Annotated in this window: 15 protein-coding genes and 1 pseudogene; 12 read left to right on the top strand and 4 right to left on the bottom strand. The window is 51.8% G+C overall.

The features are described from left to right. Positions 1–625 precede the first annotated feature (625 nt). Positions 626–1,558 carry an ArsR/SmtB family transcription factor gene (locus BLW29_RS30520; protein WP_090986809.1) on the bottom strand — a complete coding sequence of 311 codons (933 nt, stop codon included), beginning with the start codon at positions 1,556–1,558 and terminating at the stop codon, positions 626–628. A gap of 175 nt (positions 1,559–1,733) precedes the next feature. Here BLW29_RS30520 and BLW29_RS30515 point away from each other — a divergent pair, with 175 nt between their 5' ends. The 4 genes from BLW29_RS30515 (at position 1,734) to BLW29_RS30500 (ending at position 10,820) form a co-directional block, all read left to right on the top strand. Further along, positions 1,734–4,487, top strand: coding sequence for a glycoside hydrolase family 2 protein (locus tag BLW29_RS30515; protein ID WP_090986805.1), 2,754 nt, complete (start codon positions 1,734–1,736; stop codon positions 4,485–4,487). A 281-nt stretch (positions 4,488–4,768) separates the two neighbouring features. Next, entirely contained in the window at positions 4,769–6,151 is a 1,383-nt protein-coding gene (locus BLW29_RS30510) for a response regulator transcription factor (RefSeq protein ID WP_090986803.1), read from the top strand. 93 nt (positions 6,152–6,244) lie between these two features. Beyond that, positions 6,245–7,567, top strand: coding sequence for a glycosyl hydrolase family 28 protein (locus tag BLW29_RS30505; RefSeq protein ID WP_090986801.1), 1,323 nt, complete (start codon positions 6,245–6,247; stop codon positions 7,565–7,567). 235 nt (positions 7,568–7,802) lie between these two features. Then, entirely contained in the window at positions 7,803–10,820 is a 3,018-nt protein-coding gene (locus BLW29_RS30500; RefSeq protein ID WP_218147151.1) for a cellulase family glycosylhydrolase, read from the top strand. A 650-nt stretch (positions 10,821–11,470) separates the two neighbouring features. Here the strand turns inward: BLW29_RS30500 and BLW29_RS30495 are convergent. Continuing rightward, positions 11,471–13,600 carry a CBM96 family carbohydrate-binding protein gene (locus BLW29_RS30495; protein ID WP_090986798.1) on the bottom strand — a complete coding sequence of 710 codons (2,130 nt, stop codon included), beginning with the start codon at positions 13,598–13,600 and terminating at the stop codon, positions 11,471–11,473. Positions 13,601–13,874: 274 nt separating this feature from the next. Between BLW29_RS30495 and BLW29_RS31990 the strand changes: the two are divergent. The 8 genes and pseudogenes from BLW29_RS31990 to BLW29_RS30465 form a co-directional block, all read left to right on the top strand. Next, a pseudogene (locus BLW29_RS31990) lies at positions 13,875–14,081 on the top strand (YiaA/YiaB family inner membrane protein); the annotation flags it as partial. Between the two features lie 30 nt (positions 14,082–14,111). Continuing rightward, positions 14,112–14,375 carry a YiaA/YiaB family inner membrane protein gene (locus BLW29_RS31985; RefSeq protein WP_256209092.1) on the top strand — a complete coding sequence of 88 codons (264 nt, stop codon included), beginning with the start codon at positions 14,112–14,114 and terminating at the stop codon, positions 14,373–14,375. Between the two features lie 330 nt (positions 14,376–14,705). Then, the gene (locus BLW29_RS31980; protein WP_090986796.1) at positions 14,706–18,407 is read left to right on the top strand and encodes a fibronectin type III domain-containing protein; all 3,702 of its coding nucleotides are present in this window, start codon (positions 14,706–14,708) and stop codon (positions 18,405–18,407) included. Between the two features lie 186 nt (positions 18,408–18,593). Further along, positions 18,594–19,145 (top strand): DUF4358 domain-containing protein, encoded by a 552-nt coding sequence (locus BLW29_RS30480; RefSeq protein WP_090986794.1) that lies wholly within the window; start codon positions 18,594–18,596, stop codon positions 19,143–19,145. A 140-nt stretch (positions 19,146–19,285) separates the two neighbouring features. Further along, positions 19,286–20,758: an aminoacyl-histidine dipeptidase gene (locus BLW29_RS30475; RefSeq protein WP_090986792.1), complete on the top strand. Its 1,473-nt coding sequence runs from the start codon at positions 19,286–19,288 to the stop codon at positions 20,756–20,758. A 198-nt stretch (positions 20,759–20,956) separates the two neighbouring features. Beyond that, entirely contained in the window at positions 20,957–22,273 is a 1,317-nt protein-coding gene (locus BLW29_RS30470) for a M48 family metallopeptidase (RefSeq protein ID WP_090986790.1), read from the top strand. Positions 22,274–22,498: 225 nt separating this feature from the next. Next, a complete protein-coding gene (locus BLW29_RS31595) occupies positions 22,499–22,654 on the top strand; it encodes a hypothetical protein (protein WP_177186870.1) in 156 nt (51 codons plus the stop codon). Next, on the top strand, positions 22,654–23,055 hold the full coding sequence (locus BLW29_RS30465; protein WP_090986788.1) for a type II toxin-antitoxin system death-on-curing family toxin: 402 nt from the start codon (positions 22,654–22,656) through the stop codon (positions 23,053–23,055). Before BLW29_RS31595 ends, BLW29_RS30465 begins: the two co-directional genes overlap by 1 nt. Positions 23,056–23,131: 76 nt before the next feature. Here the strand turns inward: BLW29_RS30465 and melA are convergent, their stop codons facing one another. Then, positions 23,132–24,544, bottom strand: coding sequence for an alpha-galactosidase (melA, locus tag BLW29_RS30460; RefSeq protein ID WP_090986786.1), 1,413 nt, complete (start codon positions 24,542–24,544; stop codon positions 23,132–23,134). A gap of 392 nt (positions 24,545–24,936) precedes the next feature. After that, positions 24,937–25,095 carry an IS3 family transposase gene (locus BLW29_RS32215; protein WP_371264834.1) on the bottom strand — a complete coding sequence of 53 codons (159 nt, stop codon included), beginning with the start codon at positions 25,093–25,095 and terminating at the stop codon, positions 24,937–24,939. Positions 25,096–25,098: the final 3 nt, after the last annotated feature.

Here is a 25,098-nt window from a genome sequence, read left to right as displayed (position 1 = left end):
GTAAAATCGTTTGCAGGATGGTGGTAAACATAGTAGACTTTTTCATAGGGCCGCCTCATTTCGGATGTTTGTAGGGGTACAAACACATTACCGAATGAGCGGTCTTTTTGCTACCTTTTTTTGGTTAATCAACAGTCTTGCACATTGTGCAACATTATCGAGCCAAACTAGTCCAATTGTTGAAGATGTTGCACAATATGCAACATTCCCAACGAGAAAGTGCCTCTGGGAGCTCATCGGCAGAGATATGTTGCATTTCATGCAACAATTGCAGAGTTTCGTGCTTGGATCGGCTGAAATGTTGCATATTGTGCAACATTTCAGCCCGCAGCCAGCTAAATCCAGCCTAGAAACAGCCCGCCGGAGCTAGCATGTAGCCAGATCGGGAACAGCTTGCTGGAGCGCCTGCAGCTAGCAGAGAACAACATGCACAGACCGCCCGCAGTCAGGCTCGGAACAGCCCGCCGGAGCAAGCATGCAGCCGGCCCGGAATAGCCAGTCCGGAGCAAGCATGCAGCCGGCTCGGGACCAGCCCACCCGGAGCGACTACTGCGAGCCCGCACGAAGAAGGACTGTCCCAAAAGTCGCGGCCGCGCAACTTTGAGTCAGTCCTTCTTGGCGTCGTCTACTCCGCGTAGCGGATAAACGACAGCAGCAGATCCTGCCGGTGGTCGCCGAAGTCGGCGCCGAAGAGGTTAAGGCCGCGGCAGTTGACGGCGTCCTCGGATACTTCCAGCCTGACACGGATCGGCTTATTGTACTGCAGGCCGAGTGACGCAAGCGTCGTGCCTTGCGCCGAGGCTTCGCCGTTCACTTGGCTGCCGGATGCGGTAACGCGCCACTCGGTCAGCTTGCCGTATTCGGTGCCGCTCTTCCATTTGTCCGGGGTCAGCTTGCCTTTGCGGTCGCCGAGATCGCCGGGGCTTGTCCAGGTGCCGACAAGCTGATCGTTAATACGCAGCGAAATATCGGAGGGCCAATCCGATTGGAAGCCCGCTGCTTCGGAGCACAGCTCTGCGCTGAACCACAGCTCATCGATCGCAACGCCGGGCGGCATGGGATTGGCAAAATAATATTCCACATAACCGGCCCCCGCAAACCAGATCAAGGACGCTTCCACGCGTTCAGGCAAGTAGAAGGCACGCGGATCGTCGACGGAACCGAGCTGCACACAGTCACGTGTAACGATGCCGCATGTCGGCTGCACGGAACAATGAGCGTACATGCCAATCGGCATACGCAGTTCCTCCGTGCGAAGCAATCCTTCGCCGAGCTTGACGGGCAAGTCCAATTGAATGGAGCGGCAGGTGACGGAGCAGATTTTCTCCCTGCTCGCACCGAGCGTGGAAGTAATGAGCTCGACGTTCTCCAGGATCTGCACGTTTACGGAAATGGTCGGCTGCGCAACGCCAAGCGCTTCGGCGAGCTGGCTGACGCTCATCGATTTCTCGCCCAGCGCTTCCAGGATGCGGACGCGAACGTCACCGGACAACGCTTTGGCCACATCGATCAGGCGGGTGGAGGGATATCGAATGGTATCTTGTTTGAGTTCACTCATGAGCAGTTTCAACCCTTCATCGTTCAGTTCTTTCCGTATCACCAGTGTACTCTATAATTGGTGTATTGTAAAAACATAATACATATTGATTAAATCATATACCAATGCTAAAATGATGGCAATTCCTATTCCAACTCAAATCCAAATCCATCATCTGAAAGGTTGTGCTTCCCTAATGGCTGCTCAAGCTTTGAAATCTGCACAAACAGAAATGCCGCGTCCCGAGTACCCGCGTCCGGATTGGCAGCGCCAAGATTGGCTGAATCTGAACGGGGTGTGGGATTTCCGCCTAGATACTGAAGTGAATGTAAGCGATTACGCATCCCTGCAGCCTACAGATCAATTTGATTCCGAAATTACGGTACCTTTCTCATGGTCCAGTCCATTGTCGGGTATCGGTCGTAATGATACCGGCACAGGCTGGTATAAGAAGACCGTAACATGGGCGCCGGCAGAGAGCCAATCGCTCGTGTTCGTGCGTTTCGGCGCCGTCGATTATCGCTCTGATGTATGGGTGAACGGCGTTCATGTCGGCTCTCATGCCGGCGGTTATGGCAGCTTCGAGTTCGAAGTCAGCACGCTGTGGAGAAACGATGCAGAGAACACAATCATCGTGCGCGCAGAAGACTTCGACCACAGCTCGCAAGCACGCGGCAAGCAAGGGTATGGCGAAATTCGCGGAATCTGGCAGCCGGTATGGCTGGAAGCAAGACCGCAAGCTTATATCCAATCGGCTAAGTTCATTACCAAGATAGACGGCACGATTGAAGTGAATGCTGCGATTACTGCGCAGGAAGCCGGAGAAGCAACGCTGCAGTTCAGCTTCGCTGATCAGTCGGTGCAGCATACGGCAATTGTTCAGCTAGAGGCAGGCAGTAACGCAATCACTACTTCTTTCACTGTAAGCAACCCGCAGCTGTGGAGCCCGGAGTCACCGTATCTCTACGAAGGTGAGCTAACTCTCACTAGCGGCACAAGCGCCGATACCGTTTCCACGTATTTCGGTATTCGTGAAATCGGGACGGCCTTGTTCGGTGACCGCTCCTACCGCTGGATTACGCTGAACGGCAAGCCGGTTTACCTGAACGGAACATTGGACCAGTCCTTCCATAAAACCGGTTATTTTACCTATCCAAGCGACGAAGAGATGCACGATGAAATTTACTTGCTGAAACGCCTTGGCCTCAATATGGTCCGTATCCATATCAAGCCGGAAGAGCCGCGCAAGCTGTACTGGGCGGATAAGCTGGGTATGCTCGTGATGGAAGATATGCCATGCTTCTGGGGCAACCCAGATGAAACGGCGCGTACTGCTTACGAGAGCGAAGCCAGAGAAATCATTGACCGTGACTACAACCATCCATCGATTTTCTGCTGGGTCATGTTCAACGAAACTTGGGGACTCAAGACCAACCCGCAAGGGGGCGGGTTAACGGGGGAGCCGGGTCAGCCGAGCTCGTATTTGCCGGAAACGCAGGACTGGGTACGCGGCATCTACCACTGGGCGAAGCAAATCGATCCGTCCCGGATCATCGAGGATAATTCTCCATGCAACTACGACCATGTCGAGTCGGATTTGAATTCTTGGCATTTCTATATCAACGGCTACGAGCATGTACGTGATCATGTAACCGAGATCGTGGAGAAGACTTATCCGGGCTCAGATTTCAACTATATCGGCGGCAACGTGCAGGGTGATGCTCCACTTATCAACAGCGAGTGCGGGAATGTTTGGGGCTTCACAAGCGGCGCAGGCGACAGCGACCTTGCTTGGCATTATCGGTATATGCTCAACGAGTTCCGCCGCCACGACAAGATGTGCGGATTCGTGTTCACGGAATTCCGCGATGTGACGAATGAGTTTAACGGCTACTACCGTCTAGACGGAACGGACAAATATTTCGGCTACGAGGAGTTTGTACCGGGCATGTCGCTTGCCGATCTGCACTCGGCAGACTTTATCGTTATCGACGCACCGCCATGCCAGACGGTTCAAGCAAGCGCACAGGTAGCGGTTCCGCTGCTGCGTTCCAGTTATTCCGATCAATATCACGGACAACAGCTGCAGCTGAGCTATGAGCTGTGGTATGACAATCTCGGTATCCGCACAGTTGCTGATCAAGGTACAGTCGAGCTTAACTGGGATGGCTTCGGCGTAACAGCAATTGACGCGCCGCTTACCGTTTCGATGCCGAAGCAGGATGCAGTTGCCGTGCTGGCGGTATCCCTGAAAGATGCCTCCGGTAAAGTTGTAACGCGCAACTTCATTACGTTCGATGTGCGCAGCGGAAGCGAAGATGGCGTTTACGATGCAGAGGGCCGTTTCGTCAATGTACCGGTTACGTCATTCGCGGAGCAAAGCTTTAACTATCAGTGGAACGCGATCCAAGGCTTCAAAACAAACGGCGGCGGAGAAGGCCAATTCGTTTATGACATTAATCTGCCAAGCCAAGCCGAGCAGAACGCGATCCATCATATGGATATCCGCTTCGAAGCAAGCGCGAAACGACTGCTTGCCCGCAATGTGGAAGGGGCTACGGATCGCGCGCATACGATTAGCTTCATGCACGGAGCTAACGCAGACGTGGAGCGCAATAGCAATACGTACTACATGACGGATGAAGAGCGTCATGAATCACGCATTCACGTACTCATTGACGGAGAGCGTGTCGGTTCGTTCCTGCTTCCGGATAACCCTGCGGATAGCCGAGGCGTTCTGTCCTGGCAGTATCAAGCGGTGCATAACAAGCTGGACGAAGCGGGATCCTTCGGTTACCTATGCAGCGTAACCGTGCCAAGCCGGATTACAGCGAAGCTTGATCGCAGCCGCAGCTTCAAGCTGACGTTTGAGGCCGATCAAGGCGGTCTTGCCCTCTACGGACGAAATTCCGGTCGTTATCCGTTTGATGTCCTGCTTCAATTGAGGTAGTAAAAGATTCACGCCATCAAACGTGAAGCAAGCAATAGGAAACAGACGAACAAGTCGTCCCATAGGGGGACGGCTTGTTTTGTTATGGAAAGTAACAATATTCCTACGTTCACCCAACAGGGTTCGCCCCTCTCTTTATTGAACACTTTACTAGATCCATATATATTTAGGGGGAACTTGGCATCCAGATCATCAGGCGCTCGCAAAAGTGAAGTCTGAAGCGGTGGCAAAACAGCCTTAAATCAGACACAGCCACGCATTAACTTGGAGGAGAGAAACGTATGATGAAGGCGATCATCGTGGACGACGAATATTTTGTGCGCAAAGGGTTCATGCAGATCATTCCTTGGGAAGAGCTTGGGATCGAGATTATCGGCGAAGCGGCTAATGGCGAAATTGCTTTAGAGCTCATGAAACAATGCCATGTGGATTTGGTGCTAACGGATTTAACGATGCCGGTGATGAACGGGTTCGAGCTGATCAAGCAGGTTCGCGAACATTATCTGGGTACTTGGATTGCCGTCTTAACTTGTCATCAGGATTTTCATCATATTCAAGAGGCTGTGCGGCTTGGTGCCATCGACTATGTGGTCAAAACAGAGCTGGAGGACGACACCTTAAACAAATCCATTGCGCGTATCATCGAACGCATTCGATTGGAGGAGAAACGCAAGCTGGAGCTGCAAGAGCAGCAACAGGAGGAGGATGAGCCTTGGGCGTTGTTCTTAACGCCGGTTACGAATGAGGCGAATTGGGAGCTGCCTTTCGAGCTCGTTATGCCCAGCTGCAAAAGCCGGGTCATTACGATACAGAAGAAGGGAATTTACGTAAGGCGGGAAGACCTGCTGCAGAAATATACGAATATCGCAATGGTGTATGCCGCGATGGACTGGAATCAATGGATTCCGATCATGATCCGCGGCGTGCGGAACTTGCCCGAGAAGGTCATGGTGCAGCTGCTGACCCGGTATCGGGATGAAAAGCTGTTCTTCGATTTCCAGTCGCAGAAGACAGGCTATGAAATCGATTGGAACGAGCTGGAGACAAAGCCTGTCGCCACCGATGATGCCGTTATGCAGGTGCTGAAGCAGCAATGGCGCTCCTACTATTGGGTGTATCATGATGGAGCTTTTCACGATTTAATGGACAAGGTACGAGAGCGCAAGCCGGCGGTTTCCGTTTGGATCGAGCATCTGCGGAACACAGTCCTGCTGTGGCGGCATTTCGAATCGATCTCGGAGTCGACGGACTGGGCGGCTGCTTCTGAAGAGCTGCTGTTTTGGGAGCAATGGATTGACTGGTTGGGGCTTGTCCGCTTACGGCTGCGCCATCATGAGCTATCCGAGGATGTATGCATCGGCATCCTGCGGGCGATGCAGATGATTTCAATCGACCTGCAAAGCAGCATGAACCAGACTGAGGTGGCGAAGCGGATTAACTTGAACCGCAGCTATCTAAGCCGCTGCTTCAAGCAATATGTCGGCAAGCCGTTTCAAGACGTGCTGAACGATCTGCGCGTCGAGAAAGCTACAGAGCTGCTGGCTACGACGAATGAGCCCGTCTATCAAATTGCCGAGAAAACGGGCTTTCAGGACGAGAAATATTTTAGCAAATTTTATAAACAACAGACCGGCAGACTGCCCAAGCATGTACGCAAAGAATAAGTTTCGTACGGGGTGCAGACGAGTTTCGCACACGCTTCATGTTGGACGTTCGCTACAATAGAAGAATGATCAGCTCATTAGGAGAGTGTAACTATGCAGCAATCCACGATTCAGTGTCAGGCTCCGTCAGCGCAAATTGCAGCTTCCGAGCGTTATAAAGTTCGTATTAACGGACAGTCGGTATTCGTATACAACAGTCAAGGTGCAGGATATGCAATGCTGTCCGCTGAAGGCAAGGTCACGGTTGAAATCGAAGACAGCCAAGCGGCTGAGCAAGTTGTCGTTCGTCCGCTCCGCCATGCGATTCAGCCGGTTCAAGACGGCGGCGTGCTTCGTTTCGAGACAGAGGCGCCACTAAAACTGTCTGTAGAGTTCGATGATAACATCCGGGAGCCGCTGTTTATTTGGATCAACCCGCTTGAACGCGAGGCACGTCCGGATCCGGCGGATCCAACAGTGCGATATTTCAGAGGCGGAGAAGTCCATCAAGCCGGAGAGATCGTATTGGCGGACGGAGAGACGGTCTACATTGAAGAAGGTGCCGTCGTTCATGGACGGATCAAGGCGGAGAACGCATCGAACATTGCGATTCGAGGTAGAGGAATCTTGGACGGTTCGTTATGGAGAGAAGCCGAAGAGGGCAGCAAACGGCATCTGATGATGCTTCTTGCTGGCTGCAAGCAAGTAACCATCGAGGGAATTTCGATTATCGATGGTCCAACCTGGCATGTGGTGCCGGCAGGCAGCACGCAAGTAGCGATCACCAATATTAATATCCTTACGTACGCAGGAACCGGTGACGGAATCGATATCGTTGGCTGCGAGGATGTGACGGTGGATAATGTGTTTGTCCGCTCTAAGGACGATTGCATCGCCATTAAAGCGGTCGATTATTTCCATAAGGCAGGCCTGCATGATGTGAGAAATGTACGTGTTATTCGATCGGTCTTCTGGAATGCAGAATGGGGCAATGCGCTCGAAATCGGTTATGAGACGCGCTGCGCTTCCATCTCCGAAGTCGAATTTAGCGACTGCGACATCATTCGCTGTGAATTCGAAGGCTACGAGTCGGGAGGAACCTTCACGATTCATAACGGTGACCGTGCGGATGTGCATAACGTGCTTTACAAGAATATCCGAGTTGAGGATTCGCGCGAGAAGCTCATCGATATTAAAGTGCAGTTCTCGCAATACTCGAAGGATACTGAACGCGGTCATGTCCGTGACATTCGTTTCGAAGATGTTGCGATTGTAGGCGGCTTGCTGCCGGTATCCATTATTCGCGGCTATGATGCGGGACATATGATTGAACAGGTTACAATCCGTAACCTGACCTATCAAGGCGAACCGCTTCGGGGCGCGAATGAAGCGAAGATGGTCGTGGAGCTCAGCAAGAAGATTGAATTCGTCTCGTAACTCTTATCGTTGATTAGGACCGTCTACCTATGCGTAGCGGTCCTTTTTTGATGTAATGGTAGATTTGCGTACGATTTGCGGGTGAGGAGAAGACAGATTTCACTGTTCTACCTACTATTTTCCATATTGGGACTTTCCAAGCCAAATTTATAATTAGAATTGCGGTCCCAGCATGTCATTCGAAAAATGAAGGGAAATGGTGAGCATGGTCAGCATTAAGAAGTGGGTCTCGATAATGGCAGCCGTAATGATGGTTTTCTCGTTGGCTAGCCAAGTCGTGCCCGTTCTCGCAAGCGCTTCCAATGAGCAATTTGCCAGTGATTTTAGCAGTGCCGAAGGTTGGACACTGGATCCTACGCTTTCAATCGCCAATGGCAAGCTGCATTCGGAGTCATGGAGTGCCTATCTGCAATCAGCGATTACCGATCAAAGCTTTACGGGTACCTACTCGTTCCAAGTCGACGTCGAAGCGCCTTTGTCGAGCGGGCATTGGAATGCCACGCGGCTGCTCTGGGGGTATCAAGATGCAAGCAACTATTATGAATTGCTTCTGGGCAATGCAAGCGTAGCGAACAATGCGGCCAACGTTTCCTTGAAGAAAATCGTGAACAATGTGGAAACCAGCTTAGCGGCGGATATTGTTTATGGATTAGGAGGCAAGACCTCCACGTTGCAAGTGGTCCAAGAGGATGACGGGCATATTTCAGTGAGCTCGCTTCAAGCGAATACGGTCACCAAGCTGTATGACCGGGTCGAAGATCACACGTATACTGCGGGTCAAATTGCAATCGGTGTGCGAAGCAGTCCGATTGATTTCGATAATTTCCGGGTCGTGGCAGGTGTAGAACCATTGACTGCGCCGGAGCAGCCGGAAGTGCCGGTCGTTGAAACGCCAACTATGGCAGAGGGCAATTTTGAAGTACAAGGGAGTGTAATTAAGGATCCGAGCGGAAACGATTTTATAGCCAAAGGCGTTAACGTAAACGGACCGCGCTGGCCTTGGGCACGCCCGACATTGCCAGACGTCAGTACGATCGTAGACACATGGCAATTCAATACGGTTCGAGTGAACATGTTCCCGCGGATGGAGCATTGGAACATCAACAATAACATGGATTTGGACGGCATCGTGAATGCGTTCACCTCGAGACATGTCGTAACGATGCTCGAAAATCACGATTTCACAGGCTCGTATCCGGGTGAAACCGGCGTGACGGAATCGGATGGCAGTTATTCGATGTCGGTAGATGAGCTCAAAGCGTATTGGGTCGATCTGGCAACCAAGTACAAAGACAACCCGTACGTCTGGTTCAACATCATGAATGAGCCGGGCCAAGCTGGTAAAGGGTATTCGACGAGCGAATCCATTGCTCGCTGGAAAGAAGTGCATGAAGAGATTATTGCCGCGATTCGAGCGATCGGAGCGGAGAATATCATCGTGCTGGATGGTCACTTCTACGGCCAAGAGGGCGGATTCAGAAACGGAACAGCTGACAGCGCGATATTGTCTACGGGCGAGCAGCTGGCAGCAACGTACGATAATCTGGTGTTCTCGCTTCACATGTATGGCGAATGGTTTAATGGCCAGCAGCGGCTCGCGACCTATCTGGATGAAGCTGCAAGCAAAGGCCTGGCACTGATTATTGGGGAATATGGCGGAGGCGACAGCCAAACGACGAACGTAACGGCCGCGATGTTTAACGAAGCCGTTCAGCGTAATGTCGGTCGTCTGGTATGGGCATGGGAAGGCGAAGACCAATTCGATCTTACGGCTGGTACGACCAAAGGCGGCGGTTGGGAAGTCGATAAATTAGACGGTTCACGTCCGACGAATCTCAGCTGGTTAGGCTCACAGGTGTGGGATGATAATCATAATTCGTTGACGCTCCCAGTGACGCTTAATCTACCTGTTATGGTCAATGGCAACTTTGAAGACGGCTTAACCAGCTGGCTGAACTGGTCGCGTGCCGAGCTCGCAACAGGCGTAGGCATCGATGGTTCCAAAGCGCTCAAAGTGCCTGCAGGTGGAGCGGGCGGTGGCGGTCAATATGTGACGGTTAAGCCCAATACGACGTATACGCTGACGGTTTGGGGTAAAGTGAGCGGAGCGATTGAGGCGGATAGTGCGGATGCCGGCTTCCAGTATAAACCGACGGAGCAGTCGCCGGATTCCGATCAAATCAAATTCATCCTATCGTTTGATTCGACGGCATGGACGAAGAAAGAAGTGACGTTCACGACGGGGCCAAGCGTTGCCGGAGCTAACGTATTCGTGTGGAAATCCGCCGCAGGCGTTGACCTGCTGGTCGACAACGTGTCTCTTGCAGAGCAGCCGCCAATTATTGTGAATGGCGATTTCGAGAAAGATCTGGACGCGTGGATGAACTGGGGACGTCTTGAAGCAGTGGCAGGTGCAGGAGTTGGCGGTTCGAAGGCGCTGAAAGTCACGGCCGGAGGAGCCGGGGGCGGCGGACAGTTCGTAACGGTGAAACCGAACACGAACTATAAGCTGACGATATGGGGCAAGGTGAGCGGGGCAACCGAAGCGGATGGCGCCGCGGCAGGCTTCCAATACAAGCCGACGGATCAGTCACCGGATTCGGACCAAATCAAGCATGTGCTGTCGTTCGACTCAACCGAGTGGACGAAGAAAGAGGTCGTGTTTAAGACGGGAGCAAGCGTAGCGGCTTCGAACGTGTTTATTTGGAAAAATGCAGCGGGCGTCGATTTGCTGATCGACAACGTTCAATTGGTCGAAACGATGGAGGAACCGGGAGAAGTAACGCCTGAGCCGGAAGGCTTAACGCTGGATGCGGCTTTATTCAAGAATGAGGCGGGTACAGTTGTAACAAGCGTGCCTGCTGAAGGCATGCTGCTCGCCGAAGTGACGGCGACGAATCATGGTGCGGCTCAGCCCGTGACCCTCGTTGTAGCGCTGTATAACAAGAAAGGTGTCATGAAGGCGATGTCGTCCGTCTCAAGAACGTTGAAGGACGGCGAGACAACGACGTTCACCAGCGGCTTCGATCTGCCGAAACGCGCAGAGAAGTTTACGGTCAAGGTGATGATTTGGAATAACCTTCAGGACAAGGTGCAATTGGCGGAACCGATTGTCATGCTGCCAGTGACGAAGGATGACAAGAAGGAAGAAAAGAAGGCAGAGAAGGAAGAGAAGAAGCAAGAGAAAGAAGAGAAGAAGGCGGAGAAAGACGAGAAGAAGGACGATAAGAAGGACGATAAGAAGGGAAAATAAGTAGCGAAGTGTCGCGGTTTTCGAGCGAGGCTGTTCCGAGAGTGGCATTATGCCATAATCGGAACAGCTGTTTTTGCTTAAGCGGGCAAGAATGTTGCAGCTTCTGCAACATTTAATCCCTTCATCAGGGCAAAACCGACCAAATTTTGACATTAAGGCAACATTTCAGCTTTAGTGCCCTCTTTAGCACAAAAATGTTGAACGAGGAATCGCAATATTTTATCCGGCTAAGATGGATGTGGGGCAAGAGGTGAAGTGAGAGCTCAGTTGGGCTCGTAACGGTTGTCAGTGAGCCTATTTCATTGAAAAATTGACTTTTTAACTGCTAACGGTTGTGACAGAGGCTATATACATGAAAATAGTGGATTTCGACTAGAAAATGGCCAAATAGGCTCACTTGCAACCGTTAGCGCAGAAAAGTGGTCCATTTATGCAAAATAAGCGCTGTCACAACCGTTACGAATCTGAACGTGGTGGTTAGGGGGGCAGTAGAAGTTGCGCGGCAACTGCCAAAGTGCCAATAATCCGCTTTAACAGTTTGGGTAAGCGGCAATCATCGAAGTGATCCTGATGGCTCCTGCAGTTGAAAGCCAGCGCGAAAAAGGCGGCGCAAGGGAGATTCTCCCTTGCGCCGCCTTTTATTATGGCAATCACGGATGAGCGGCAACCCAATCGACGATGGCGCGGTATTTAGGCGCGCTTGCGTTCGATTGGCCTGTGAACGCTTTGGCTCCCCACGCGCCGCCGGAAGACCAAGAACCGGCATGTGCGTAATGGTTATAGAGCACGAAATACGGAGCGAACTTATTCAGCATGTACGTGTATTCCGTGTAGATGTTCTGGTTGCCGCTCCATTGATCGGCATTGGTCAGCAGATGCTGTCCGCCTTCGTAGCAGCCGAGCTTCACGTTATATTTCTGCGCGATGGCGACTGCAGTGAGTACGCGATCCGTGAAGGTGGCATCAATATCGGCGTGGAACTGGCTTTGAATGCTGGCACTTGCGCCGTCCAAGCCGCTGCCGACATACGGAGCGATGGCAATCATATCGGCTTTCTGATTCGTTGGATTCCAAGTCGTACTATTCACGACATTCGCATATCCTTGATCGAAGATGTCATAGTTGCCGCTGAAGGAAGCGACGCGCACGACGCGTGCAGCCATTTCGGAACCGTACACGGTAGCGAATTGGTTCCAGATCTGAACCGACCGGTATAGGCTGAATGCACCGCCTTGGTACCATTGATTGGAACCGGGCAATCCAAGTGCTACGCCTTGATCAAGCGTGTATTGGAATTGTGCAAAGCCGCCGTTCCACGTCTCATTGGAGTATTCGACGTACACCTTCAGGTTCGAGTTTAGCTTCGATTTGATCAACGTAGCAAGCTGGTTGGCATAGTTGTTATCTGCCATATGCGGCAGGGTGACCCACATATCCTTGTTGGTTCGGTTACAGAGATCGATCATCCATTCGTAGGCAAGGCCGGCTCTGATCGGATCCGTTGGCCCGATGTAGCCGATGTCGCTGTTGACGGAATCATTCGGCAAGCGGCGCTGTGACCACGTTTGAACCTTGGAGTTATTGGTGCCGCCCCAATCCATGAAACGAAGCGTCGAGTAAGGTGCGAGTTCGCTGATGAAGGTCGGATTCCACACATCATCGCCGTTTGCGTAGGCAGTAGCCCAGTTTACGGTCGTTTTGAACGGCGTTTCACCGCTCCAGGTGCCCATGAACCAGAAGTTCGTTCCGATCTTCATCGTTCCCATACCGCCGCCCGGAGGGTTGGTTCCGCCGCCGCCGGTACCGGTCGTAATAATCAGCTCCGGTTTCGTGCTGCTCTCCCGTGACTGGTACACTTCCCAGCCGCCAATGTTGGAGCTGAAGCCGAAGGTCACCGAGGAGCTGGCTGCGCTCAGCTTGCTCTGCACGGCCGCTGTGACGTCGAGTTCCACGTACCCGTTGGCCGTAACCGATTGGGTAGCGATCTGCGTGCCTAATGTTGGCTTCGCACCGCCTTCGCTCCAACTTTCGGTCGAGGCACCGCTTACGATCAGCGTATGGTTCGCAGCATGGCTGTTATGGTAAATACGAACCTTCGCGCTTGAAATGGTAGAAGAGATGCCGCTAAGCGAGAACTTGGTATAGAGGTTGTTCCACTGGCTGACATTCAAAGTCGCATTCGTACCGGCAGCGACATCGCTCTGCGTATCCGTGTCTGCGACCGGATTTAGCGTAGAAGTGGAGCTCGTCGTATTCGGCGTAATGACGAGTACCGGTTTGTTGCTGCTTTCCCGCGATTGATAGACTTCCCATGAGCCGATATTCGTGCTGAAGCCGAAGGTGACGGAGGAGCTTGCAGTGCTTAATTTGCTTTGCACGGCTGCAGTAACATCAAGCTCGACGTACCCGACAGCGGACACGGCTTTCGTATTGATTTGGGAGCCTAATGCCGGTTTAGCGGAGCCTTCGCTCCAGCTTTCGGTCGAGGCACCGTTAACGATCAGGTTATGATTCGTGGCGTGCGTGGAATGATAGATTCTGACTTTCGCGCTGGCGATGGAGCTTGGCACGCCTGATAGGCTGAATTTGGTGAACAAGTTATTCCATTGACTGATGTTCAAAGTCGCATTCGTGCCGGCAGCAACATCGCTTTGCGTGTCCGTATCCGCTACCGGGTTTAACGTAATATCTGTCGCAGCCATTACCGTGGTATCGTCGCGATACGCCGTGAATGACCAAATCAGGGCAATTGCCAGTACAATCGAAAGCCATTTCCGCATTACATATGCCTCCTTGAATAGTGGTGTAAGACTGCTTTGATTCTCATGGATTTAAGCGCTTTCAACCTCCTTCAGTAAGAGGTTACCAAAGTGAATTTTTATGGTAAAGGCACAATTGTGTACTGGTGAGGGGGGAATTGTGTGCAGCATTAAAGCAGCAGCCCTGGCTAATACCAGGTACTAGAACAAGATGGTACTTATGGAGCCGGATGGTCCGCGGTATGATGAATTCATAACAAATAACCGTTCAGGTTATACAGGAGGGCTTTAAGCCATGATGGAAACAACGACAACGAATCGCAAAAACTTTTACCGCCGCCGTAACACACCGACGTACACATTTATGGCGTGGGCATCGTTCGTGCTGGCATGCGGCTTCGAATTTGTGGGTATTTACACGCTGGAGCAGCCGCTGTCGGTTCAAGGGTATTATGCGGTAACCGGCGTTCTGCTCATCATTACCTCCTTCCTGCTGCAGAAGGTTGCGCGAGACAACGACGAAGATAATTTCCTGAAAGAGTTCAATCCGAGTTACCGCAGAAGAAACACATCGGCCTTTACCTTCCTCTCCTGGGCCGGCTTCGTGCTCGCGATTCTTGCTGAATATATCGGTCTCTACACCTTGGAAGAGCCGTTCTATGTCAAAGGCTATTACGCCATCGGCGGTGCATTCCTCATCGTGTCGTGTCTCGTCTTGCAGAAAACAATTCGTGACAACGAAGAGGATCAACTGCATCTTAAAGAAACAGCCGAAGATCAAGCAGCTAATTTGTAGGCAAAAGGCGAAGACTTCCTTCACGAAAGGTGAGGGAAGTCTTTTTATTTTCTAACGCATAATTCTGCATAAATCGAGGTGTAGGTTAGCGTTAAATAGCGATTCGTGAAGGGTTGTAGCAGATCGTGCAGGTGAGGTGCATGAATTCCTATATAATACAATCGCTCAGTATGTATTTTCGCAATTGTTACAGTTTACGGGACATCGGCGGCGTGGCAGGATGGAGCTAGAGAGGAGGTGGAGCTGGAACTTCGGAAGAGATGGTATATGAAGCAGGATTGGCTAAGCAGACAAACGAGATTAAATTCATGAAATGAGGGACAGTTGAGGATGAGAAGTAAGAATGGCAAGAAGAATGGAACGTTGAAGGTGCGGGTCTTGACGATTCTTTCTGCGTTATCGCTTATGCTTCCGATTATTCCGGCTACGTCAGCTTTTGCGGCGACACTAAATGTAACCGCTTACGGGGCAAACGGAAGCGACACGGCCGATGACTTGGCGGCGATTCAGAATGCTGTCAATGCTGCAGCAAGCGGCGATACGGTGCTGCTTCCGGCCGGTACTTATTATTTGTCTGCGAATGTTAACGGTAAATCCGGGGTCAAGATTGCAGGTGCCGGACGTGATTTAACGACGGTGAAGATGACATCAGGCTCAGCTTCCACCATGTTCTTCTACCTTCATAACGTGACGAACGCGGAAGTGGCCGATATGACGCTGGACGGCAACAGCAGCACGGTGTTGTTATCTGCCGTTACCTCCGAATCAGGCGACAGCAACAAAATGCGCAACCTGCGAGTCAAGGATTTGGCCGCTTCGGCGGGCTTCGGGCCTTTCGCGCTTTATGCGATCGGATCGACTAATCTGGTGATCTCCAATAATATCGTAACCAATACGGGCGTAAACTCGGATTGGGGCGGAGGCGTTCGTGTGGGCTGGGGTTCGAGCCATGCGCTGATTGAGAATAATACGATCTCCAATACCGGTCGCGGAGGGATTTTCGTCAATGATGACAGCCCTTATGCGACGGTGCGCGGCAATACGATTACAGGAACGGGCAAGAAGATGGAAGGACTCGGCATCGAGCTGCATACCAACGTGGACTATTCCCTCATCGAGAATAACAATGTCGACCATTGGATTAGCGCTGTACGTTCCAAATATATTGCGGTTCGGAATAATATTGTAAAAGCGAACGACGGCTCGGTGGGCAACATGGGCCTTGAGGTCATGGTTGATCATGGCGTGACATCCGGCAACCTCGTGGATGGCGGTCAGCAAGTAGGGATGCAGCAGTCGCCTGGAACAGGCTATCAGCTGTGGAACTACAACACGGTTCAGAACATCGTCATGTGGGGCATGCAGCTCCAAGGCGCAGGCACCGGATTTACGGAGCAATATCAGTACTTCTACAAAAACACGTGGAAAACCGGCCCAACCGGCAATCCTGCCGCGGCCTATCCGGGCTATGACGGCAACGCGGTTCGGATTCATGGCGATACGAAGAATATCGTATTCGACAGCAACCAAATTCTCAATAACGGCCGCAAAGCCATTGAGATTACGACGGCCAGCGGAACAGATCGGATTAGCTTCATTAACAATACGATTACCGGCAATGGCGGTCCGTCCATTGACCAATATCCTTCCTCCGCGGCGGATCTGGAGTGGAGCAATAATACGGTAAGCGGCAACGGGACGAATACGCAGCTTACGAGCAGAGGATTCAGCGATGCGAAGCCGGTCGCGAACTTCACGGCTCCGCTGACCGTACAGCTGGGACAGCCGATTACGTTTACGAATACGTCCACGGACAACGGAACGATCGTTGAGAATCTGTGGGATTTGGGCGAAGGGATCCCGGTTACGACGGCAAGCCCGACGTATACGTATCAGAACGCCGGCACCTACAAAGTTATTCTTGGCGTATGGGATAACGGAGGAAGAGCAAGCGTGAAAGAACAGACGGTTACGGTATTTACCGGACCGCCGGATACGACGGCGCCTACCGCTCCGAGCAGCTTGTCCGCGCCTACGAAATCGAATGTCACGGTAGATCTTTCTTGGACGGCTTCCACGGATAATGTGGGGGTTATCGGCTATGACGTGTACCGAGGCGGCACGTTGATCGGTTCCACAACAGGTGCAAGTGCAACGACGTTTAATGTTACGGGTTTAACGCCAAGCACCGCGTACAGCTTTACGGTCAAGGCAAAGGATGCTTCAGGCAACGTTTCGACAGCAAGTAATACGCTGAATGTAACGACAGATGCAGGTGACACGCAGGCACCAACGGCGCCATCGAGCCTTTCTTCGCCAACGAAGAACGATACGAGTGTCAGCTTGTCGTGGTCGGCTTCTTCGGACAATGTCGGCGTAACGGGCTACAACATCTATAACGGTTCGACTTTGGCGGGCACGACTACAGGGGTGAGCGCGACTTCCTTCACGGTTACAGGCCTTGCATCGAACACTTCGTTTACGTTTACCGTTAAAGCGAAGGACGCATCGAACAATATTTCGGCAGCCAGCAACGCGCTCACGGTGACAACGGATCCTGCAGCAAACTGGGTGAATTGTGCCGGCGAGAACAATCCTTGTAATTTCACAGGCACGAAGCAAGTTCGCTACGGGGTACCGGGCAGCTATGTATACGGGACATTCACGAACACCGTAATGTGTTCCAATAACGGTTTCGGAACCGATCCGGCAGCTGGGCAATACAAGACTTGCGACGTCAATCTTGCCGGCGGCACAGGTGGCGACACGCAAGCACCAACGGCACCGACAGGATTGAGTTCGCCATCGAAAACATCGACAAGCGTCAATTTGTCTTGGACGGCATCGACCGACAATGTTGGTGTTACAGGTTACAATATCTATAACGGAAGCACGTTAGCTGGTTCTACTACAGGTGCAACGACCTTCACCGTGAGCGGTCTCACTGCAAATACAGTCTATACATTCACAGTTAAGGCCAAAGATGCAGCTAACAACTTATCGGCAGCGAGCAGCGGGCTGAATGTGACGACGAATGCGGCCTCGGATACGACGGCACCGTCGGCACCGACTGGTCTGAGTTCGCCATCCAAGACCTCGACAAGCGTTAGTTTGTCGTGGACGGCATCGACAGACAATGTCGGCGTCACAGGCTACGATGTGTATAACGGAAGCACGCTGGCAGGCTCCACGACTGGTGCGACAACCTTTACAGTGAGCGGCCTGAATGCAAGTACGGCCTATACGTTTACCGTTAAGGCCAAAGATGCAGCGGGTAACGTATCGGCTGCGAGCAGCGGGCTGAATGTCACGACGAACGCGTCTTCGGACACGACGGCACCAACGGCGCCGACCGGTTTGACTTCGCCATCCAAGACGGATACGAGCGTCAATCTGTCATGGACAGCTTCGACTGACAACGTCGGCGTCACTGGTTATAACATCTATAACGGAGCTGCTCTTGCAGGTTCGACAACAGGTGCAACGACGTTCACGGTAACTGGCTTGACCGGCAGCACGGCGTACAGCTTCACGGTCAAAGCGAAGGATGCGGCGAATAATTTATCCGCTGCCAGCTCCGCGCTGAACGTGACGACAAACGCGCCTTCATCGGGAACGAACGGCTTGCTGGGTCAATATTATTCCGGCGAGTTCGGTACGCTGGCGATGAGCAGAACCGATGCCACCGTCGACTTCGATTGGGGAGGCGGACGCCCGACAGACGATGTGCCGGGTGAATGGTTCACCGTGAGATGGACTGGAAAAGTTCAACCGCAATACTCGGAAACCTACACGTTCTACACTCATACAGATGATGGTGTGCGTCTGTGGGTGAACGGCGTACAAATCATTAATAACTGGGTCGCCATGAACGGGGAACTCAGTGCTACGGTTACTCTTACGGCTGGTGTGAAATACGACATCAAGATGGAGTATATCGAGAACGGCGGCAATGCGCACGCGCAGCTCTCTTGGTCGAGTGCATCGCAAGCGAAGCAAATCATTCCTACGGGCCGCTTGTTTACGAGCTAGCGGGCACTGAAACAGCAGTTTTTGTTAGTGGAAAAGGGCGTTCTTTCAACTTTTGTTGAGGGAACGTCTTTTTTTGTACAGAAATTGGGAACCGTAAGGATGTAACCTTTTATCCACGGAAGTCGTCAATAGACACATACCTCATACGATAGCTCGTCCAATCTCACACCAAGGAGACTATACCCAATGAAAAAAATCATGATACTCATGTTGACTGTTGTTATCGCAATTGTGCTGGGCGCTTGTGGAAACAGCAAGGACCAGAATGCGGGCCAGAACGCGGGTCAGAATGCCGGCCAGAACCAGAACCAAGATCAGAATCAGGTCGTGGAATCGAAGCTGTCTGCTAAAGAGATGATTACCGAAATGACGAAACAAGCGGGGCAGCCGATGTTTATGGAGCTCGACAAGCTGACATTAAAACGGTTTTATCAGATAGATGCGGCACTGCTGGAGGATTTCAATGTGCGCATGCCGATGGCGAACCTGTCCTCGAATGAAGTCGCGATCTTCAAAGTGAAGGATGCCAAAGATATTCCTACTGTGGAAGCGGGAATTAAGAAGCGGGCGGAGGAAGTGCAGAAGGAGTTCGAATCCAAGAAGGCCGATCAATATGAGCATGCCAAGAACTATAAGCTGCTGACCAAAGGCAACTACGTGCTGTTCATCATCTCCAGCAAACAAGCCGAAATGACGAAAGTTTACGAGAGCTTCTTCGAGAAGAATGGCGGCGTCTAAAATAAATCCGTCTATACGCATCGGCAACTGGATTCCTCGCCATGCATGCGTTACACTATCGATATCGAATGGAAATGGCCTGACTTTGCCTGCCTAGGGCAAGTCGGGCCTAATCTGTGTCTACATACAGGAGGATTACGATGCCAGAACTAAATAGAGTCTATACCGGAGATTGCAAGGTACTTCGTTTCTTCGAGGAGCTGTCTACGATTCCAAGAGGATCGGGAAACGAGAAGGCGGTCAGCGATTTCGTGAAGCAGTTTGCGGAAGCGCGCAACTGCACCGTGTTTCAGGATGAACGTCACAGCCTGATCATTAAGAAGCCGGCTGCGCCGGGGTATGAGCAGGCGCCGGCGGTTATTTTCCAAGGCCACTTGGACATGGTTTGCGAGAAAAATAAATCGACCGAGCATGATTTCACCAAGGATCCGATTCGCTTCAAGCTGGACGGCGATATGATCTATGCGCAGGATACGACGCTCGGGGCGGATAACGGCATCGGGGTATCGTTCGCGATGGCGTTAATCGATGCAGAGGATCTGGCGCATCCCGCGCTGGAAATTCTGCTGACGACGGAGGAAGAAACGAGCATGGCCGGCGCGGAGCATATCGACGCTTCGAAGCTGAGCGGGAAGATGCTCATCAATTTCGACTCTGACCGCGAAGGCGTGCTGTTCGTTAGCAGCGCCGGCGGTGCTTCAGCATTCCATACCGTGCCGATTGCTTGGCAGGATGGAGGTAGTACCGTCGGCAGCAAGCCGTACACGCTTGCCGTTCAAGGGCTGAAGGGCGGTCACTCCGGCGACGACATTATTCACGAGCGCGGCAATGCCAACAAGCTGCTCGGGCGGGTGCTGGATGATTTGCGCCGGCATACGGCATTCGATTTGGCCGGCATTAACGGCGGGATGAAGGTGAATGCCATTCCGCGTGAGGCGGAAGCGGTTGTGGGCTTAAGCGAAGACGGGCTGCATATTGCGGAAGCGCGAATTGCAGAGTGGAATCGCATTCTGCAGGACGAATATGAAGTATCGGACCCGGGCGTGAAGGTTTCTGTTAGCCGTGGCGGTGACGGGGCTGCTGCCCGTTGGTTCTCGGAAGAGACGAAGCTGACGGTTATCCGTCTGCTCGCGCTGATCCCAAGCGGTGTGCTGAGCATGAACAAGGCGATTGAGAACCTCGTACGAACGTCGACGAACATCGGAACGTTGTCGACGGGCGAGAATGAGGTCGTCTTCGAGAGCCTCGTTCGCAGCTCGCATCGTTCGCAGCTGGATGCGGTGCTGCTGCAGATGGAAACGCTCGGCGAGGCAGTCGGCGTAATGTACCGGCACGATCACTATTTCCCGGGTTGGCCGTATCGCTCGGATTCGAAGGTGCGCGAGGTGTTCCAAGCGGTCTACGAACGCAAATACAGCAAGCCGCTGGAAGTGAAGGCGATCCACGCCGGCCTCGAATGCGGCATCTTTATCGAGAAAATGCCGTATCTCGATGCGGTCTCCTATGGACCGAACATGTACAACTTCCATACGCCGGAGGAACATGTGTCGATCTCGTCCGTGGAACGTACTTGGGATTTCCTACAGGAGATCATGCGTGAATTGAAAGCATAGAGAAGGCGTACTACTGCGGGGGTATGCTGCAAGAAGGCGCAAGGGAGAGTTCCCTTGCGTCTTTTTGTTGATTTCCTTGCAGCTCTCCTCGGAGAATCAGAAATCGATGTAACCGCTTCTATATTTTCTATTCTATGCTAAACTATACCTTGCATTTAGTGGGATTAAGATTATCGTGCCGTGAAGGGATGGCTGCACATGTCAGCAAACATAGCCTTGGTTCAAGAAAATAGGACGGCGGTTCAAATCGAGCAATGTCCGGAATGCCAATCACATTTTGAGGCTAATCCGAATTTCATGTCTTGGTGTGAATGCGGCTGGAATTTGAAGCCTCATCGTCAAGAACACTCACCATCTGTCTTTGCCTCCTTCTATGAGCGGCTTGGACAACGAGTAGGGAAGCAGCTGCTCGGTGATATGGAAGTGCTCGAACATTTATTGCCAAAACCGACGAAAACCAGGCTGTTTACACTTGTTATGGCGACGGTCATTCATGCGATTTCCCTGGCCATGGTGCTGTTGTGTTTATTCGCGTTGTCCATCTATCGCGAGTACCCGGTGCTGGCGATTCTTGCTGCTCCCATGCTGATCTTGATATGGACGCAGCGTCCGCGGATCCCCAAGCTAAGCAAGGATGAGAAACGGGACGTTGTGCCAAGAGAGCAATTTCCCACCTTATACGCATTCGCGAATCAGATTGCCGATTATCTCCATATGCCACATTTTGAGGGCATTCTTATTAATGAAGAATTTAATGCGTCTTACCGGCAAGTGGGGTTAAGGCAGAAACGCTATTTGACACTGGGACTTCCCTTATTCAGCATCTTAAGTCCGGCAGAGAAAGCAGCACTCGTCGGGCATGAAGTGGGGCATGGAATTAATGGCGATTCCATTAGGAATTTATATACGCTTACTGCGATTATTACGCTGGAGAATTGGTTTGGGGTGCTGGCTTCAGCAGGTGACGATGAGGATGAGGTAGAGCAAGAAAGCTTAATAGGGATCGCAGCCAAAATTGTTGGGATGTTGCTAATGATTGTCGCCTTTATTCCGGACTTGCTTATCACTCTGTTTATTCATTCCTTTTATTACGAGAGCCAGAAGGCTGAATATATGGCAGATTATCTCGGGGCGAAAGTCGGAGGTACAGAGGGCGCATTAGGTTTATCGCGAAAAATGTTCTGTAATATAACCTTTGTTCTGTCACGTCAACGATTTGTTCTAAGGGGAGCAAAGGGGAATTATTTTGACGAACTTAAGGCTGCTGTGGCCTCTATTCCGTCGCGTGAATTTGAACGCATCCGGCGCGTCGAGATGATGGAAGGCTCTACGCTGGATCGCACGCATCCGCCGACCGCCTATCGAATCCAGACGCTGCAGCATCATGCACAGCTTGCGCCTGGGGCGATTCAATTGACGGATGTGCAGCTCAAGCAGTTGGATCGCGAGCTGAGTGCAGTAGAAGCAAAGATGCAGGAGCGTCTTGTCAATCAATTCAGAGAGAAAGAGTATTAATAAAAAAAGCCTATCCGTTAGCGGATAGGCTTGCTGCTGTTTGAACGGAGTTGGGGCAGGTAAGTCCCCAGCTCGAGGCATATTGCATAAAGCTGAAACAAGTACTCAACTATTAAAATTGGAAATATTATGCTAGAATAGTTCTAAAATTAACCGTCTTGAAGTATATTTCAAGCTTACAGCGTCTACGCTGTAGCCAGAACTTGCTCCGAGGAGGTGACCTATTTGAACGAGGAGGAAGAAAATGTGATTAAGCGTGAAGATATTAACAAAGCCCATGAGACGAAGATAATTGTTCCTAGCAAAGAAGAATTACAGCGTGCTGCTCGTACCGTGATGGACAAGCACCGTGAAGCGCTGGAAAGGTTGGCGAAACAATAGTGTTCGTAAAGCTGACGGCAGAAGCCATAATAGATATTCACGACCAAACTTTATCAGACTATGGCGGCATTGAGGGTATTAAGGATCGGGGATTTATTGAATTACTTGCGGACAAGCCATTTTTATCGGTGTTCGGTGAGGAACAATACCCTACTTTATATCTGAAAGCCGCTGTTTTGTTTCAAGGATTAGCTACAGCCCACGCGTTTAATGATGCTAATAAACGTACAGCATTCGCGTCCTGTGCCGTATTTATGTACTTAAACGGCTATACAATTGAAGCGAGTTCTGATGAGATAATTGACGTTTGTTTGCGGATTGCCAATAGTCAGTCGGATAGACACATGGGCACGACCGAGATAGCTGAGTGGTTAACTATTGTTTGTTGCCCAATTAACTGAAAAAAGCCTACTCGGCAGCACGGTCTCAATGAAACCGTGTTCGGAGTAGGCTTTTTTAATTAAAGCATGATATAGCTTACTTCGCCAGCTCCCCGAAGCGGGAGTAAACCGCGAGTGCAGGGTCAATCGGCACATCTGCGCGCTGTACATTGGCCGGGATGTTGATGGTTGGCGTAGGACGCGGCAGTCGGCCCTCGAACTGCGGCAGGTATTGCTGCTGCTCAATCATCATCTCTGTTACCATCTCGCGAATTTGCTTCAGCGTGAGGACGGAGGATGTGAGCGGGTCGAGCGCCACGGCTTGCACGACTGTTTCCGGGTCGCCGGTCTTCGCGGCAAGCACGGTCAAGCGCTGTACGTTGATGTTGGTCATGTTCAGCGCGGCACATTGCGGCGGCAGATCGCCATTGACCGTGCGATGCAGGCCGTTGCGGTCTGCGAAGACAAGGCCTTCGGCGCAGCAATCTTCCGGTAGGTTGGAGATCATGCCGTTATTGCGTAGATTGCCGCTGAACTTGAAGGTGTTGCCGGTTTCCAGCGCTTCGATGATATAAGCGCAGTATTCCACGCTGCGCGGCGGGAGGTCAACCGGCTCATCGGCAAGGACATCCTTCTCGCGGTATTTGTCTGCCACGTACGTACACCATGTGTAGTACGCGCCGCTTTCGCCGCCGAAGGACGGCTCGTCGCAGTAGAGGTCCAGCGCTTCTTGGCTGGAGCGGAACCATGGCACGTACTCGGAGAGATGGCCGGTCGATTCGGTCATGAAATAGCCGAAGTGACGGAATACCTCGCCGCGTACCTTCTCATTGACGTAAAATTCCGGCTCCTCGAACTTCTCGCGCAGGCGAGGATACAGATCTTCGCCTTTGTGCGAGAGCTTCGTAAACCAGCCCATATGATTGATACCCGCCGATACGTAGTCGATTTCTTGCTTGGGCACACCGACATAACCGGAGATCAGATCCAGCGTAGTCTGCACGCCGTGACAGAGCCCGACATACTTAATCTTCGTCTCGCCAAGCGCCCAGCAAATCATCGCCATCGGATTGACGTAGTTCAGCAGCGTCGCGTTCGGACACAGCTCTTCCATGTCACGGGCAACGTCGAGAATGATCGGAATGCTGCGCAGCGCGCGGAACACGCCGCCCGGTCCGAGCGTATCGCCGATGCACTGGTCAACGCCGTAGGAGAGGGGGATTTTGTAATCCTTCTCGAACAGATCGACGCCGCCGACCTGGAAGGAAGTAATGACGTAGTCGGCACCGCGCAGCGCTTCCCGGCGATCCGTCGTAATCGTAACCTTGGACTTCAACCCATTATGGGCAATCACCTTATCTGCAAAAGCTTTCACCTGCGTCGTCTTGCTCGTAGACGGTGCCATCAGCACAAACTCGGTCTCCTCAAGCACCTTCGTCGCCATTATGTCCAGCATCAGCGTCTTGCAGAACACAATACTGCCTGCACCAATGATCGCGATTCTTCTCATGGTATCAGCTCCTCAACATTTTTGGCGGGGTCACGCCCCACTTCTACCCAACAGTTACAGAACGCGCAGAAAGCAACACACTCATCGCAACAACCACGAACTCATGAACCACGGACTACACGAACCCATGAACTTAGAACTCGAAAAACCGCGCTACCATCTAATTTGCCGAACCGATATACTCGCGCCTCGCCGAACCCACACTAGCTCATGAACTCAGGCTCCGCGACCCAAGCCCCGAAAACCATCAAATCCAGCATACCGAAAATTCTAACGAATCCTACAGGTCTTATTTCGGCAATAATGGCCGCAATAATAATCTAACGAATCGTAGAGGTCTTATTTAGTTGTTTTCGAGCAAAATGTACCTCTGTCAAGGAAGTAGACACACATCAAACGACCTGGAGCTGCTCATAGTACCGTTTCTCGCGTTGTTGCGGGGTTAGGTAATTAATCGACGAATGGATGCGCATACGGTTGTACTCCAACTCAATATACTCGTAAATTGCATCATACGCCTGTTTACGAGTCTTGAATTTGGTTTGGTAAATAAG

The organism is Paenibacillus sp. CF384, from assembly GCF_900106745.1.
Classification (GTDB): domain Bacteria; phylum Bacillota; class Bacilli; order Paenibacillales; family Paenibacillaceae; genus Paenibacillus_Z.
The sequence above is the reverse complement of the archived record's forward strand: the minus strand, read 5'-3'. Positions and strand labels throughout refer to the sequence as shown.